Source organism: Pseudomonas sp. ANT_J12, assembly GCF_008370045.1.
In the GTDB taxonomy this organism is placed as follows: Bacteria; Pseudomonadota; Gammaproteobacteria; order Pseudomonadales; family Pseudomonadaceae; genus Aquipseudomonas.
Map to the genome: position 1 here is coordinate 66714 of NZ_VOBN01000019.1, position 15718 is coordinate 82431.

Sequence of the window (15718 nt, forward strand, 5' to 3'; positions counted from 1 at the left end):
GCAATCTTGTGGGAGCAGGCTCGCTCCCTCCGTTTTTCTATTTTGTGGGTACGAGGATTTTATCGATGGCGTTACACCCTGATCTGGAAGCCTTCCTCGACCTGGCGCAAGACAGCCAGGACGCGGGCTTGCCGGCCATGCATCAACTGACCCCGGCCCAGGCCCGGGACACCTTCGAACAAACCACCGCGCAGTTGCGCTGGCCCGCACCCCAGGACCTTGAGGTGCTGGAGGTCAACACGCCGGCCCGCGATGGCGCACCTCTGGCTTTGCGTTTGTATCGGCCCAACGGTGCGCCGGCGTCGATGCCGGTGTTGGTGTACTTTCACGGCGGCGGGTTTGTGGTTGGCAGCCTGGACTCCCATGATGGCGTCTGCCGCGAGTTTTGCCGGCGCACGCCGTGTGCCGTGCTCTCGGTGGGGTATCGCCTGGCGCCGGAACACCGCTTCCCGACGGCGCTGGAGGATGGCGAGGACGCGTTATCGTGGTTGGCCGAGCACGCGCTCGCACTGGGTCTGAATGCCAGTCGTGTAGCGTTTGGCGGCGACAGCGCCGGGGCGACACTGGCCACCGTGCTGGCGTTACAGGCGGTGGTCCAGCCGCACACCGTGGCCATCGCGCCGAAAGCCCAATTGCTGTGTTACCCGGTCACCGATGCCTCGCGCACCCGTGATTCGCGGGCCTTGTTCAGCGAAGGTTATTTGCTGGAGGACGAGACGCTGAACTGGTTCTACCAGCACTACGCCCGCACGCCGGCAGACTACCTGGACTGGCGCTTCTCGCCGCTGCTGGCCGAGGATGTGCGCGGTGTGGCGCCGGCAATTGTGCTGCTGGCCGGCTTCGATCCGTTGCTGGACGAAGGCCAGGCGTATGTCGACAAACTGCGCGAGCAGGGCGTCAGTGTAGAGCTCGAACATTGCCCCGGCCTGACCCATGACTTGCTGCGCATGGCCTCGGTGATGCCGGATGTCCTGGCCGTGCACGAAACCTTGAGCCGTGCGCTGAGCCGGCATTTGCGGTAAACCGGAATTAACACCGCTTTGGCGAGCAAACCGGCTCCCTCATAAACGCTAAAAGCAGCGTTGGGTGGGTTCCAAGACACAGGCATAAAAAAACGCCCCGCAATGCGGGGCGTTTTTTATGGGGGGTATCAGAAGTCGGCTTTGACCGACATCACGAAGTTGCGCGGATCGCCATAGAAGTTACCGAAGCCTTCGGTACCGATGGTGGAGTAGTAGCGCTTGTCAAACAGGTTGTTGCCGTTGAGTGCCACCGACCAGGTGTCATCGATGCGGTAGCCGATGCGACCGTTCCAGACGGCATAGCCGGACTGAGTGATCTTTTTGCCGCTGGTTGGCGAGGTGCGGTAGTTATCGCTCTGGGCGTTGACGCCGGCGCCAATCGTTACACGATCCAGCGGACCGCTCAGGCTGTAGTCCCCCCATACGCGCAGCAGGTGGCGCGGCACATACGAGTTGTACGACAGGCCGTCCTGGCTGGCATCGGCGTCTTCCAGCACCTTGGTCTGGGTGTAGGTGTAGCCGGCCAGCAGTTGCAGGCGATCAATGACTTCACCGCTGACTTCCGCTTCGAAGCCTTGGGCGCGGACCTTGCCGGAGTTCATGGAGCAGCTGCCGTCTTCGCACGCCGGGTCGTCCTGGGCGGCGTCTTTCTGGATCGTGCGGAACAGGTTGAAGGAACTGTTGAGGCGACCGTCGTACCAGGCGCCCTTGATCCCCAGTTCATAGCTCTGGCCAATCAACGGCTTGAGGGTGCTGCCGTTGAGGGTCTTGTAGCCGCCCTGCGGGGTGAAGATGTCCGAGTAGCTGGCGTAGGCCGTCAGGTTGTCGTTGATGTCGAACAGTAACCCGGCAAACGGTGTGACTTGTCCGGTTTCAGTCGCCTTGGTGTTGACGGGCGTGCCTTCACCGCGGAAGAACTGAACGGAGTCGGTTTCGGATTTGTACCAGCTCACGCGGCTGCCCAATACGAAGGTCAGCGGTTCGGCGAGCTTCAGGCGAGCGGTGGAGTAGACGCCATATTGCTCGATGCGCATGTCCACCGGACCACCGCGGGACGCATTCGCCAGGTAATAGCTATCGTCGGGTTTCGGGAGGTGGTGATCAGGGTTCAGGACGTTCTGGCGCTGGGGCAGGGCGGCCACGGCGTAGAAGTCGTCCTTGTGGGAACGGCTGGCGTTGGCGCCGACGGTCAGTTCGTGCTCCAGGCCGAATGCCTCGAATTTGCCGTCTACGTACGTATCGAAACCGTAGTCGACCTGATCGTAGTCGTACGTGCTGCCCAGCATCAGAGTGTTGGAGCTGGTGGCGCCGACCGGCACCGAACCGCTCGGGAACGCATATTCCATGTCCTGGGTGTTGCGCGAGTAGACCCCGGCCACTTTCAGTGCCCAGTCGTCGTTGAAGCGGTGGGTCAGGTCGCCGAAGTAGGTGGCTCGCTTGCTGCGCTGGTTGTTCCAGGCGGTGTTCAGGCAAGTGGAACGCTTGAGGTGCAGGTCGCTGCCATCGGCGTAGCGCGGCAGACCGCCCCAGCACGGTGTGGCATCGACGTCTTCATATGAGATGCCCAGGCCCAGCGTGGTGTCGGGGCTGAGGTCGAAGTCCAGGGCGCCGTAGTAGATTTGATCCTTGCGGCTGGCGACGTCGTAGAAGTACTGGCGCGTCTGCTGGGTGACCACGGCGCGTCCACGGATGGTGCCGGAGTCATTCAGCGGGCCGCCGGTGTCAACCTGGGCGCGATAGTTGTCCCAGGTGCCCGCGGACAATTGCAGTTGAGTGTGCGGGGTATCCTGGCCGCGCTTGCGCACGAAATTGACGCCACCCGCTGTGCCACCGGCCCCTTTCATCATCCCGGCCGCGCCGCGCAGCACTTCGACGCGGTCGTAAATGGCCATGTCGCTGTTGAAGCTGTCGGCCTGCACATAGCTGCTGCCGATATCCAGAGGCACGCCGTCGTATTGGTACTGGCCGGTCATGCGGAAACCGCGGGAATAGAAATACTTGCCGCCCATCGGCGAGTCGTAGACGGTGATGCCCGGGGTCTTTTCCATGACCTGTTCGATGGTGTTCAGGTTCTGGTCATCGAGCATCTTGCGGGTCATCACCGTGACCGATTGCGGGGTTTCCTTAAGGGAGTGTTCACCCTTGCCGATGGTCACCGCACCCGTGGTGTAGGAGTTGCTGCCCTCGGTGGTGGCCGCCAGTTGCTGACCGGTGACGCTGGTCGGCGCCAGTTCCATCGCGTTGCCGGTTGCGGGTGCCAGCAAGGTCACGGAGTTACCATCGCGCTGGTGACGCAGGCCGGTGCCCTTGAGCAACGCACTGAGCGAATCATCGTCCTTATAACGACCGTTGAGCGCGCTGGAACGCAGGCCCTGGATGCTTTCAGGGCTGTAGATGATTTGCAGGCTGGTCTGCTGACCCAGCACTTGCAGGGCCTGGGCCAACGGCTGGGCCGGGATGTTCAAGGTCCATTCCTGGGCCTGAACATACGGCGTCATGGCCATGGACATCGCCAGGCCGAGGCCGGTGCTGGCCAGTCGGGAGCGCGTTGCGCCTTGCAGCAGCAAGGCTCGGGTCAGAGGGCGGAGCATGAAACGGGATGCGGACATGAGGTTAAGACCTTGGCAGGTATAGTTGTTAATGGTTCTTATTCATCTCATTAAGACGAGGACGCCGCGGTAAACCGGAAAACTATTTTTCCGGTTGATCCGCGGCGTCTTCAATCAAGCAGGTTGCAGTTCGCTTTTGACCTTGCCAGCCTCCATGCGTACGAGTTGATCGGCGACGTCGAAGTAGCGGTCATCGTGGGAAATCACGATGATGGTCTTGCCCAGACGCTTGAGGTCGGGCAGCAACTCGGTGTAGAAAATCCGTCGGAACGTCGGGTCCTGATCGGCCGCCCATTCATCGAACACCAGCACCGGGCGCTCCTCGAGCCAGGCATTGACCAGCGCCAGGCGCTTGCGTTGCCCGGTGGACAGGTCGATGGTGCTGAAGGCGCCGTCGCGGACGCTGACCTTGTGCGCGATCTCCAGGCGTTCGAGGTAGCGCGTGGCATCCTGCGGCACTTGTTGATCGCCCTGGATCAGGTCGTCGAACAGGTAGTAGTCGGCAAACACCGTGGTGAAGTTCTGTCGGTAATCGTCACGGTTCAACGCCGTGATCGGCTGGTCGTTGACGCGAATCTCACCCTCGGTCGGCGCATACAGGCCCAGCAGCAGTTTGATCAGGGTGGTCTTGCCGCAGCCGTTCTCGCCGACGATGAAGACGATATCGCCTTGTTCGATTCGCAGATTCACCGGGCCGAGACGGAACGGTTCGCTGCCTTCCACGGCTGGGAAGGCGTAGCGCACGTTGCTTAACTCCAGGCTGTTCACCGGCCCGGCCTTGCGGCCCTGGTCTTGCAGCAGCAGGTGCGGCTCAGGCGAGGAAAACTGCTCGCTCAGCTCGGCAATCCGGCGGAAGGCAATCTGCGCCCGGCTGATGATCGGCAGGGTGCTGACCAAGTGCTCCAGTGGCCCTTTCATGTACAGCAGCACCAGCACAAAACCGCTCATTACCGCTTTGTCGGAACTCGGCCAGAACGATTGAAGGGCCAGCGCGAGGCCGATCACCACGAAGAACAGCATCGAGCCGAACGACTTGGCGATCACGAACGTATTGATCGACTTGATCTGGGTGTCGCAGATTTTTTCCGAGGTTTTCTGGATGCCGGCCACGAACATGCGCTGGCGCCGCGGGCGATGGATACGCAGTTCCTTGGCGCCTTCGGCAATCGCGTTGTAATGCTTTTGCAGTTCATCCTCGGAGTCCCGCGCGGCATAAAAACCGCGCATGCCCTTGGCCCGGGCAATCGCCTGGATCGTGGTGCCGATGGCAATCGCCACCAGCATCATCAGGAACATCGGCCAGGACAGCATGGCCAGATAACCGAGACAACCGAAGGTTACGGTCAGTGAAATGGCCAGCGGTGCGAACGCGAAGGCGAAGTCGCTGATGGTGTCCACGTCATGGGTCAGCACCGGAATCAAGCGGTGGCTGCGGTAGCGCTCGATCTGGTCGATCGGCGCCGACAGCACTTTCTCCCCCAGTTCCTTGCGCAGCCTGGCAATGATGTGTTGGCCGACATAGTTGGTGCCGATGTCGGACAGGATCTGGGTCAGCAACGCCACGACGCACAGGCCGGCGAAGATCATGACCACGGTGCGGGTCAGGCCGTCGGCAGAGTGCAGGGCGTTGTTGATGGTCGCCAGCAACACGGTGACGCTCAGGCCTCCGATCATGCCGAGCACGATGGACACAGAGACGATCAGGCGGAAGGGCTTGAGCAGGGCGAACAATTCGTTGATCGCCCCACGCGTTGGCTTGGTCATGGAGGATTCCTGCTTCGATGCGGAGGGAGTGCCGGTACTTGGAAAAACGAACGATTGCGCTGTTTCTTTAAACGACCGCAGGCAAGGCTACGGTCGTCAGGCGTTGCATCAGAGATCGCGGACTACGCGAAAGCCCAGCCAGTCGCCTTTGCTGGTCGGCCAACTGCTGTTGCGATTGCCGGAACGGGAGAACACCGGGGCTTCGCCCCAATCGTTGCCGCGCATGACCTGGCGTTCACAGTTGGCCTGCACCCACGGGCTGCCGTCGGTGGGTACGCCGGAATAGTCCTTGTGGTAGCAATCGGCGGTCCATTCATAGACGTTGCCGTGCAGGTCGTACACGCCGAATGCGTTGGCCGGGAAGGTGCCTGCCGGCGAGGTGAAGTTGTAGCCATCGGCAGCGCCGTAGGTGTTGGCGTGTCTGGAAATCTGATAGTCGGCACCTTCATCGAACGGGAACGGGAATGAGCCCGTGCTGCCTGCACGGGCGGCGTATTCGCGGATCGATTCGCTCTGCAGGCGATAGGCCTGGCCGGTTTTCTTCGACAGCCAGTCAATGTAGCCCTGGGCTTCGGCAACGTTCATGCACACCGCCGGGTCCCGTGGTGTTTGCGCGAAGGTCGGTTTGCCGGCCGTGCAGCGGCGGCCCGGACGATCATCGAAATCGTAGGGTTTGTTCCCGGTGGCCTTGACGTAGGCGTCCCATTCGCTGACCAGCACCTGGAAGCGGCTGATGGCGAAGGGTTTGGTGAAGGTCACTTCGTGGCGCGGGCCTTCATCCGGCTCGCGTCCGACCTCATCGTCCGGCGTGCCCATGGTGTAGCTGCCGGTGGGCAGCACGACCATTTCCGGGCAGTCCTTGCAGTCCTTGAACACGTTGCCCGGTGCCGGCGGGGTGGAGGCCTGGGCGACAGCGGGCATGAGGTAGCCGAGCAGGGCCGTCAGCGCCAGGGCTGACAAGGTCTTGAGGGAGGATGACAGGAGGGGCTTTTTCATAAGTCGTCTCTAGTAAAGGAAGCTGTGTCTGCAAAGAGCGGGGCGCCACGCAACCCTGTGGCGGCGGTTCAGGCCTTCAGCTTTTTGCCGAGGATCGCCATGAACCGGTCCACTTCGTTCTCGGTGTTGAGCAGGCCAGGCGCGGTGCGTATCACCGGGCCGACGTCACGACTGACCGCGTCGCTGATGACGCGGTTTTCCATCAGGTACGCGGCCACTTCATCGCTGTCCTGGTTCTTGACCCGGAAGAAACTGAACCCTGCGGAAAACTGCGGATCGGCCGGGGTTACCAGTTCGATCTGAGGTTGCTCCTGCAGGCGTTGCTTCAAGTAGCTGTTGAGCTGATGGATGCGCGCCTGCACCTCGGCCGGGCCCAGTTCCAGGTGCAACTTGAAGGCTTCATCCACGGCCCAGCGGTGTTCGAAAGCGTGATAACCGCCCGGGGTCATGGTGTTGGAGAAATGCGTGGCTTCGGAGAACGTCGGCACGCTCGGGCTGACGTACTTCAGCTCTTCGCTGCGGCTGCACACCAGACCGGTGCCGCGTGGTCCGAACATCCATTTGTGGGTGCCGGCGATAAAAAAATCGCAGTTCATGGCCGGGAAACGCAGGTCTTCGACCCCAAAACCATGCACGCCGTCGACCACGTAGATGATCCGGTCCTTGTCGTCGCGTTGCCGATTGTGTTCATCCACCAGGCGCGAAATGTCGCTGATCGGCAGCTTCACGCCACTGCCCGAATGCACCCAGGTCATGCCGAGCACTCGGGTTTGCGGGCGGATATTGCGGTTGATGGTGTCGAGGACCTGATCCGTCGAAATACTCTGCGGGTTGTCGAACAGCGTGATCTTGCGCACCTGGGTGCCGTCGCGCTTATTGCGAAAATCGAGGATGTTGCGGGTCGAGTAATGCTCGTGAACCGTGGTCAGGATTTCCTGGTCGGGGCGCACGTGCACGCCACCATAAATCATCGCCAAGCCTTCGGTGGTGCTGCCAGTGAGGGCAATCTGCTTCGGTGTGGCCTGCAGGTATTTGCCGGCCCAGATCCGCACGTTTTCTTCACGCTGCTCGGTCACACCGAGCTCCCAGTCCATGGCCAGCCCCGGATTCAGGTCGAGCGCCGCGCGATGCCGGTCGATGGCCTCGCGCACAGGCCTTGGGTGCGAGGTCACCAGAAAGTTGGCGAAGTGAATGTAGTCCGGGTCCTGGTTGAACAGTTGACGCAATTGCGCCCACTTGTCCCGGGGCAGGGCTGGCTGGGGGGCGGCGAGCGCCGGGTGACCGAGGCTGGCGCCCAGCGGCAGGCCGGCGGCCAGAACGCCGGCCTGTTTCAGAAACGTGCGACGATCACTCATGGCTTGGCTGAATCCTGGCGAGATAACAGCGCTGGCTTCGCGGCTTTTTGTACCTGTTCCCAGACCCGCAGGAAGTTGCCGCCCCAGAGCTTGGCGATATCGGCTTCGGAGTAACCGCGCTGAATCAGCTCGGCGGTGACGTTGCGGATTTCGCCAACGTTTTCCCAACCCTTGATCCCGCCACCGTCGTTGAAGTCCGAGGCGATGCCAACATGGTCGATGCCGATCTTGCGCACCGTGTAGTCGATCGCATCGCCGAGGTCCTTGAGCGTCGCCTTGGGTTCTTCTTCGAGAATCGCGTACAGGCCGCTGGCGTACTGACCGAGTTTTTGTTCGGACCAGGCGGTGATAATCGGATCGCCCGGCATCAGCGCCATGGCCAGGTCAGGCAAGGGCGGCAGGTCGAAACGTGCGCGCAGGGCGTTGAGTTTGTCCTGGGTACTCTGGGTCAGCGGCTTGAGGTATTGCGAGAAGCCCACCACTTGAACCACGCCGCCGCTGTTCTTGATCAGCTGCAATTCCTTGTCGCTGAGGTTGCGCGGGATGTCCACCGACGCCCGGGGCGCCGAGTGCGAGGCGACCATCGGCGTGCGGCTCAATTGCGCCACTTGCTCCAGGCCTTTGGTCGACATCTGCGAGACGTCGATAATCACGCCCAGGTCGTTGAGCCGGTGCACCGCTTGCTTGCCGATGTCCGACAGACCGTCGAGGGCATCGGGCGAATCATTGAAGAACGGCAGCGGCCGGGAGGAGTCGGCCCAGCTGTTGTTGCCGATGTAGCTGAAGCCAAACATGCGCATGCCGCGGGCGGCCCACAGGTCCAGTTTGCTCAGGTCATTACCCAGCGGGTAGGCGTTGAGCATGCTGATGAAAATGGCGAACTTGCCTTCGCCGTGCAGGCGGCGGAAGTCGTCAGGGGTGTAGGCGATCGCGACCTGGTTTGGGAAGTCGCGCACCAGCCCGGAGATGATCCTGTAGCGCACCTCCTGCTGATTGCGAGCTTCTTCGACAAAACCCTCGGTGGGGCGGTGCGGGGCATTCGGACCGTTCCACATTTCCGGCCAGCCGAACACTGTGAGCGCGGCTCCGGACAGGCGCCCGCGGCTGGCCTTGACCAGGTCGAACTGGCCGGAGCCATCCTTGTCGGCCTCGTTGCCATGGGCGCCAAAGCTCAGCGGTACGGTGATGTGGCTGTCGAAAGAGAGGATCCGCTCCTGCAGTTCGCTGGCCTGTTTCATCACCTTGACCGGATAGCCGGGGTTGTCCCGGAACCAGTAATCCCAGGCCAGGAAGCCAGCACCTGCACCGAGGGCCAGGGCCAGTGGCAGGCCAAGGTACACAGCCTTTTTCGAACGAGTTTTTGTCATTGCCATCTCAGTCAGGTTCGCCGTCGAGGTACAGGCGCAGGGGCCTTTGCTATCTGGGAAGAACGAGCGGCTGGCGAGGGAATTTAGGTGCGCGCTGAAAACATCGCTGTGAGCGATGGGCACTCTCTTTCACGGCGGCCATAAATTTCCCCCGCGAACAAACGTTCTAGCTTGGATAAAGCCTGCTTCATGGCTGACACAGGTAGGGCAATGACGATTTCTCGACGCTGGTTCATGGCGGGCCTGGCACTCACGGGCGCTGCGCTGCCTGCCGCTTTTTATGCACATCGTGAGCTAACCCGCGAGGAAGAGCCCATTACCCCGGGGGAGGCCACGGTCGATCTGGCGGACACTGCCGGTCAACACCTGGCTGACAGCCTGCGCGGGGTCTGGGACATCCGTTTCAGCGGCACCGACGGCGGGCTCGAAAGCCTGCCGCACGAGGGGCTGGAGCTGTTTATTGACATCGCCCACCGCGGGCGCGGTATGCGCGGCTACCTCGACACCGGTACCCGGCTGCGCGCTGAACAGGCGCCGGTTTATCAAGTGATCGGTGATCTGGCGCCGGGCAATGGCGCCGAGTTGTACTGGCGGCTGATACGCACCGACACGCCGATGGCGCCGCCCGTTTATGAATTCAAAGTCAAACTCGACGAGGTCTGGGCGGCGTTCGGCAATGCCGGTAGCGGCACGTTCAGCGGTCAGGTCATGCGTCTTGATCGGCCGCTTGCGTTGCCGGAACTCGACAACCGTTTTATCGCGATCAAGCGGAGGTTTCCCGAGGCGCGGGAGCGAACCGGCCTGAACCCGGAGCTGCTGGCGTGGCTGGTGGCGCCCGAGCACCGTTTGTTTCATCAGTTGTGGCATGCGTCCCGGGACAAATGGCACAAGCTCTCGGAAAAAAAGCGCGACGCGTTGCGCGGCATCGGCTGGCAACCCGGACCACGAGACAAGGAACGCGATGCCCGCGGCCCGCGCAAGGATCGCAACGGCTCCGGCATCGACTTTTTCTTCATGCACCGGCGCATGCTGGGGCTGGCTCGTTCCAAACAGGATCTACCGTCGTGGTCGGCCTTCCCGATGCCGCAACCCGAGCTGGAGCGCGACCGCCAGGGTTTCGCCCGTTATTTCGACAACCACGATGGCAACGCGTTGCCGCCAACCTGGTTGACGGAGGGCGACGACGAATACACCAAGTGGGTCAGCGACATCAAAGCCGCCGAGACCTACCACAGCAACTTCCAGGTCTGGGAGTCGCAGTACCGTGACCCGCGTTATCTATCGAAGCTGACCCTGGGCCAGTTCGGTTCGGAAGTCGAACTGGGCTTGCACGACTGGCTGCACATGCGCTGGGCGTCGGTGGCGCGTGACCCCTCCAACGACATCGCGGTGCCAATGGCCCGAGATCAGGCGGACTTCGCCGCCCGCTGGTACGCCCCGGAAAACGACTTTCTCGGCGATCCGTTTTCGTCTCATGTGAACCCGGTGTTCTGGCGTTTCCACGGCTGGATCGATGATCGCATCGAGGATTGGTTCCGCGCCCATGAACGCTTTCATCCGGGCGAGCTGAATCGCCTGGAAGTCAACGGCGTGCCGTGGTTTGCGCCGGGGCGTTGGGTGGAAGTCGATGACCCGTGGCTCGGGCCGGATACCCATGGCTGCAGTACCGTTGCGGGATTGCAGATCGGGCGCTCGGTGGAGATGGACCCGGAGACCATGAAGCTGGCGCTGCGCATTACCTTTGGCGACGAAGACAACATGACCGACCTGTTCCGCAAGGTGCCGCAACGGCCGTGGTATGCGCGACATCTGAAGGTCAAGGGCTGGAGGGTTTAATCCTCCAGTCCGCGTTATCGTTCAATCGCGAGCCGGCTCGCGAAAGGGGTATCAGGATTCACCCCGTCAGATAACCTGCCAACCCCCACCCAGCGCCTTGTACAGCGCAATGCTCGCCTGCAGCCGCGACAACCGCAGTTGCACATTCATGTCTTGGGCGGCATACAGCGTGCGCTGGGTCTGCAGCACGGTAAGCAAGTCTTCGGCGCCTGCCTGGTAACGACTCTGGGCGATGTCGAAAGCGGTTTGTGCCTGGATCAGTTCTTCGGTTTGCCACTGACGTTGTTCGTCGAGGCCGCGAATGCTGGTGAGGGCTTTTTCGACATCGGCGAACCCGTTAATGATTGCACCGCGATACGTTTCCAGCAGCTCTTGCTGGCGCGCCGTGGCCTTGTCGCGCTCGGCGCTCAAGCGGCCATTGTTGAACACCGGCGCCACCAGCCCCGAGGACAGGTTGTAGAACGTCGTGCGCAGCAGGTCCGAGGCCATATCGGCACCGGTGCCGAGGCTGGCAGTGAGGGTGACCTTGGGCAGCATCGCCGCGCGGGCGACCGTCACGTCCGCCTGGGCCGCGGCGAGTCTGGCTTCGGCACTGGCGATGTCCGGGCGGCGGCGTAGCAGCTCGCTGGGCACGCCGCTGGCGATTTCTGGCCATTGCAGTTGCTCGAACGGTTGCGGCGATAGTGCCAACCCTTGCACCGGTTGGCCGAGCAACGCGGCCAGCGTGATCAGGGCTTCCCGCGCCTGTTGGTGCACCCGTGGCAATGTGCGTTGCCGTTCGGCGACCAGGCTTTTTTGCTGGGCCAGTTCCAGTGCGGTGGCGCTGCCGGCGTCGTAGCGGGTTTGCACCAGGTGCAGGACGTTCTGCGCGTTCGCCAGGTTCAGCTCGGCGATCCGCGCCTGTTCGCGCAGCGACAGGGTCTGGGTGTAGCTGTTGGCGACACCGCTTTGCAAGGTCAGCTCCACGGTGGCGCGCTCGAATTCACTGGCCTGCACACCGAATACGGCGCTGTCCCGGGCGGCCTGTTTGCCGCCCCAGAAATCGATTTCGTAACTGGCGCTGAGTTCGGCGTCGTAGTAATCGAGTGAGCGATTGTTCGGGTTGACGTCCAGTTGGCTGTAGCCCTTGCCGTGCAGCAGGCGTTGGCGATTGCCATTGAGTCCGGCCTTGACCTCGGGCAGCAGGGGCGCACCGGCAATGGTCGCGCTGGCCTGGGCTTGCCGGACGCGGGCAACTGCGGCAGCGAGGTCATAGCTGCCCAATCGCGCTTGTTCGATCAGGCGATCCAGCTCCGGGCTGCCGAAGTGGGTCCACCATTGCCGATTGCCGTGCGCGGCCTCGGCGTTATTCGGCGACTGCCACGCAGCGGGGGGTTGCAAGCCGCTGTCGGGACGCGGCGCAGGGTTGCTGCAGGCCGCCAGCAAAAGGCTGGCGGCCAGGAGGGTCAAGTGGGCTTTCATAGGTCGATCATTCACTGGTAAGGGCCGTGACCGGGTCGAGCCGGGCAGCCTTGCGGGCAGGCATGAAGCCGAAAATGACACCGGTGACCAGCGCGCAACCGAAGGCGCCGAACACGGCGATCCACTCGAATGCCACAGCCACATCGCTGAGTAGCAGCACGCCGCCGACCAGCAACGCCAGGCCGATCCCGGCGAGTCCGCCGATCACCGAGAGCATCACCGCTTCGGTGAGGAACTGGCGCAGGATGTCGCGCTGACGGGCGCCGGTGGCCATGCGAATACCGATCTCGCGGGTCCGTTCGCGCACGGTCATGAGCATGATGTTCATCACACCAATACCGCCCACCAACAGCGAAATCGCCGCGATGGAACCGAGCATCAGCGACAGCGTGCCCTGGGTCCGGGCCTCGGCCTGGATCATCGCGGCGTTGTTGGTCAGCTCGAAGTCCTTTTTGTCCTTGTGCCGGTGCAGCATCGTTTGTTCGATGGCCTGCTCGGCCTCCTTGACCTTGCGGGCATCCTTGGCAGCAATCACCACGTATTCGGGATTACGGTTGCCGAACAGGCGCACGCTGGCAGCCGAATAGGGCACGGCGATGCGGTTGTCACTGTCGGAGTCGCCGGAGCTGGAGCCTTTTTCGGCGAGGACGCCAAGCACCTGGAATGGCACGTTTTCAATCAGGATGTATTGGCCAATGGGGTCGGCGACGTCCTTGAGCAGCTTGTCGCGGACCTTTTTGCCGATCACCGCAACTGCGGCGCCAGTGTCCTCATCGGCCTGGGTGAAGTAACGGCCCTCGACCACCGGCCAGTTGAAAATGACCGGGAAATTGGTGTCGTTACCTCCCACATAGCTGGTGTGGTCGACGTTGCCGAAACGCACGCCGGCCGTCGCGCCGTTGACCGGCATGATGCGTTGCACTTGCGGCAACGCCGCCAGCGCGGCGACGTCGTCGAGGGTGATGATCCCTGGCGGCGTGCGCGGATTGGGTGCGGCGCCGCTGAGATAAATAATGTTGGAGCCGAAGGCGCCCATTTGCGCCATGACCTGACGTTTGCTGCCTTCGCCCACCGCCAGCATCACCACCACCGAGGCGACCCCGATGACGATCCCCAGCAGGGTCAGCGCGGTGCGGAAGCGATTGATCCACATCACCCGCCAGGCCGCTTGCACGGCATCCACCAGTTCACCTTTCCAGGCCCCGGTGTTCTCGCTGCCGACACTCAGGCGCTGGCGCAGGTCCACGGCTTGCAAGGCGCCCGGCCTGGCGCTGCGCGGCGGTGCCGAGGGGGCGTCGGCGGTGTCGCTGATGATCAGGCCGTCGCGAATTTCGATGAGGCGGTTGGCGCGTTGAGCGACGTCCCTGTCGTGGGTGATCAGGATCACCACATGGCCCTGGCTGGCGAGCTCGTCGAGCAGGGTCATGACCTCGGCACCGCTGTGGCTGTCGAGGGCGCCGGTGGGTTCATCGGCGAGGATGATGTGGCCGCCGTTCATCAGTGCCCGGGCAATCGAGACCCTTTGCTGCTGGCCACCGGACAGCTGATGCGGGCGGTTGCCGGTGCGGCTGGCCAGGCCCAGGCGGTCCAGCAGGGCGGCGGCGCGGGCGTGACGTTCGGCCGCCGGGGTACCCGCATAGATGGCCGGCATTTCAACGTTTTCCTGGGCCGAGCCGGAAGGGATCAAGTGATAGCCCTGGAACACGAAGCCGAACGCTTCGCGGCGCAGCCAGGCCAGTTCATCGCTGTCGAGGCGGGCGACGTTTTCGCCGGCGAATAGGTATTCGCCGCTGGTGGGGCGGTCGAGGCAGCCGAGAATGTTCATCAGCGTCGATTTGCCGGAGCCGGAGGCCCCGACAATCGCCACAAATTCCCCGGCGTGAATCGACAGGTCAATGCCCCGCAGCACTTCCACCAGGGGACTGTCATTGCCGCCGTAAGCTTTGCGGATACCGCGCAGGTCAATCAGGGGCGTTTGCATTCAGCCTCCACTGCCGGTGACCGGGGCGCTCAGCACGTGATCGCCTTCGGCCAGGCCATTGAGGATCTGCGTGCGCAGTCGGTCACTGATGCCGGTGCGCACTTGTCGCGGCTGCACATCGCCGTTGGCCGCGACCACATGTGCCACCTGCGTGTCGGTCTCGGAGCCTCTCTGCAGTGCGGCGGTCGGTACGGTCAGGACGTTTTGCGCCTGTTGCGCGACGAAGAAAACCTGGGCGGTCATGTCGGTCATCAACGCGTTGTCGGCGTTGTCGACGTCGAGCAGCACGGTATAAAGCACCACCCGTTCGGCGCCGCTGCGTCCACTGGTGGGACTGCCGCCCTGGGATTGTTCGAGCGGGCGCGGTGGCACCGGGAGGATCTGTCGTACGGTGCTGCTCCAGCGGCGGGTGCCGCCACTAAGCGTGGTGAAATAAGCCGTCATGCCCGCTTTGACCTGGCCGATATCGGCTTCGGAGACTTCCGCCCACACGGTCATCGGTGACAAACGGGCGATGCGCAGGATCAGCGGGGTTTGTTGTTGTGCGTTCAGTGTCTGGCCTTCCCGGGCACCTACTGCCACCACCGTGCCGGTCATCGGCGCAAAGATCCGCGTGTAGCCGAGTTCGGCTTCGTCGCTGCGCAGGCTCGCCTGGGCCTGGCGAATCTGCGCCTGGAACATGTCGATGCGGGCCTGGGTGGCGCGCACTTCGGCGCGCGCGGTCTGCACGTCTTCTTCGCGCGTGGCGCCCCCGGCGGCCAGATTCTGCTGGCGTTGGTATTTTTGCTGCGCCAGGTCGTGCTGGGCGCGCTGCTCTTGCAGTTGGGCCTTGAGGTTGTCGATGGAAAAACGCCCGGCATCGAGCTTGGCTTTCTGCGTCGATGGATCGATCTCGACCAGCAACTGGCCTTCCTTGACCTCATCGCCAGCCTCGACGTGGATTTTCTGGATCTGCCCCGAAGCCTGGGCACCCACATCGACATAACGACGGGGTTGCAGGGTGCCGAGGGCGGTCACGCTGGTTTCGATGGTGGCGCGGGTGACCTGGGCCGTGGCCAGTTTTTCGCGCCCGGGGGGCAGCACTTGCCAGGCGGCGACCGCGATCGCGGGGATCAGGCAGAGTGCTACAAGCAGGGCGCGTCGGGTCGGACGGGGACGTTTCATGCAGGGTTCCAGCCAGAGTAAATCGGCCCGTCGTGCGGCGGCGCACACCGTTTGGCGCGCAACTGGACGCTGTCGGTCGGCCGACAGACACGGGAAGCTGTCCTGTAAACGAGAACCCTGGCCGGGAATTTAAGCCTTGATACAGGGGGGTTACAGCTGCGCT

At 62.7% G+C, this 15718-nt stretch carries 10 protein-coding genes; 2 read left to right on the plus strand and 8 right to left on the minus strand.

All coding sequences use genetic code 11. The features are described 5' to 3' along the window. Window positions 1-65 precede the first annotated feature (65 nt). Window positions 66-1022, plus strand: a complete 957-nt coding sequence (locus tag FQ192_RS27275; RefSeq protein ID WP_149661294.1) for an alpha/beta hydrolase — start codon at window positions 66-68, stop codon at window positions 1020-1022. Window positions 1023-1150: 128 nt separating this feature from the next. Here the strand turns inward: FQ192_RS27275 and FQ192_RS27280 are convergent, their stop codons facing one another. The 5 genes from FQ192_RS27280 to pvdM all read right to left on the minus strand — a co-directional run bounded on the left by FQ192_RS27280 (window position 1151) and on the right by pvdM (window position 9113). Beyond that, complete coding sequence (locus FQ192_RS27280; RefSeq protein WP_149661295.1) at window positions 1151-3631, minus strand: TonB-dependent receptor; 2481 nt, start codon at window positions 3629-3631, stop codon at window positions 1151-1153. Between the two features lie 114 nt (window positions 3632-3745). Next, window positions 3746-5395, minus strand: coding sequence for a cyclic peptide export ABC transporter (locus FQ192_RS27285; protein ID WP_149661296.1), 1650 nt, complete (start codon window positions 5393-5395; stop codon window positions 3746-3748). 108 nt (window positions 5396-5503) lie between these two features. Beyond that, a complete protein-coding gene (locus tag FQ192_RS27290; RefSeq protein ID WP_149661297.1) occupies window positions 5504-6391 on the minus strand; it encodes a formylglycine-generating enzyme family protein in 888 nt (295 codons plus the stop codon). 68 nt (window positions 6392-6459) lie between these two features. Next, a complete protein-coding gene (locus FQ192_RS27295; protein ID WP_149661298.1) occupies window positions 6460-7746 on the minus strand; it encodes an aminotransferase class V-fold PLP-dependent enzyme in 1287 nt (428 codons plus the stop codon). Beyond that, complete coding sequence (gene pvdM / locus FQ192_RS27300; RefSeq protein WP_149661299.1) at window positions 7743-9113, minus strand: pyoverdine-tailoring dipeptidase-like protein PvdM; 1371 nt, start codon at window positions 9111-9113, stop codon at window positions 7743-7745. The genes FQ192_RS27295 and pvdM overlap by 4 nt, the downstream gene beginning before the upstream one ends. Before the next feature lie 210 nt (window positions 9114-9323). Here pvdM and FQ192_RS27305 point away from each other — a divergent pair, with 210 nt between their 5' ends. Further along, window positions 9324-10949, plus strand: coding sequence for a PvdJ/PvdD/PvdP-like protein (locus tag FQ192_RS27305; protein WP_149661300.1), 1626 nt, complete (start codon window positions 9324-9326; stop codon window positions 10947-10949). A gap of 66 nt (window positions 10950-11015) precedes the next feature. On the opposite strand, the gene FQ192_RS27310 is transcribed toward FQ192_RS27305, so the two are convergent. From FQ192_RS27310 to FQ192_RS27320, 3 genes are read right to left on the minus strand one after another with little or no spacing between them, the layout of a single operon-like run. Next, window positions 11016-12410: an efflux transporter outer membrane subunit gene (locus FQ192_RS27310; RefSeq protein ID WP_149661301.1), complete on the minus strand. Its 1395-nt coding sequence runs from the start codon at window positions 12408-12410 to the stop codon at window positions 11016-11018. A gap of 7 nt (window positions 12411-12417) precedes the next feature. Next, entirely contained in the window at window positions 12418-14391 is a 1974-nt protein-coding gene (locus FQ192_RS27315) for a MacB family efflux pump subunit (protein ID WP_149661302.1), read from the minus strand. After that, window positions 14392-15555, minus strand: a complete 1164-nt coding sequence (locus FQ192_RS27320; protein WP_149661303.1) for an efflux RND transporter periplasmic adaptor subunit — start codon at window positions 15553-15555, stop codon at window positions 14392-14394. Between the last annotated feature and the right edge of the window lie 163 nt (window positions 15556-15718).

Bases quoted from the DNA above. Each gene is read 5' to 3' on its own strand.
- FQ192_RS27275 (WP_149661294.1), top strand. From the start codon at position 66: ATGGCGTTACACCCTGATCTGGAAGCCTTCCTCGACCTGGCGCAAGAC.
- FQ192_RS27295 (WP_149661298.1), bottom strand. From the start codon at position 7,746: ATGAGTGATCGTCGCACGTTTCTGAAACAGGCCGGCGTTCTGGCCGCC.
- FQ192_RS27320 (WP_149661303.1), bottom strand. From the start codon at position 15,555: ATGAAACGTCCCCGTCCGACCCGACGCGCCCTGCTTGTAGCACTCTGC.
- FQ192_RS27280 (WP_149661295.1), bottom strand. From the start codon at position 3,631: ATGTCCGCATCCCGTTTCATGCTCCGCCCTCTGACCCGAGCCTTGCTG.
- FQ192_RS27290 (WP_149661297.1), bottom strand. From the start codon at position 6,391: ATGAAAAAGCCCCTCCTGTCATCCTCCCTCAAGACCTTGTCAGCCCTG.
- FQ192_RS27315 (WP_149661302.1), bottom strand. From the start codon at position 14,391: ATGCAAACGCCCCTGATTGACCTGCGCGGTATCCGCAAAGCTTACGGC.
- FQ192_RS27305 (WP_149661300.1), top strand. From the start codon at position 9,324: ATGACGATTTCTCGACGCTGGTTCATGGCGGGCCTGGCACTCACGGGC.
- FQ192_RS27310 (WP_149661301.1), bottom strand. From the start codon at position 12,410: ATGAAAGCCCACTTGACCCTCCTGGCCGCCAGCCTTTTGCTGGCGGCC.
- FQ192_RS27285 (WP_149661296.1), bottom strand. From the start codon at position 5,395: ATGACCAAGCCAACGCGTGGGGCGATCAACGAATTGTTCGCCCTGCTC.
- pvdM (WP_149661299.1), bottom strand. From the start codon at position 9,113: ATGACAAAAACTCGTTCGAAAAAGGCTGTGTACCTTGGCCTGCCACTG.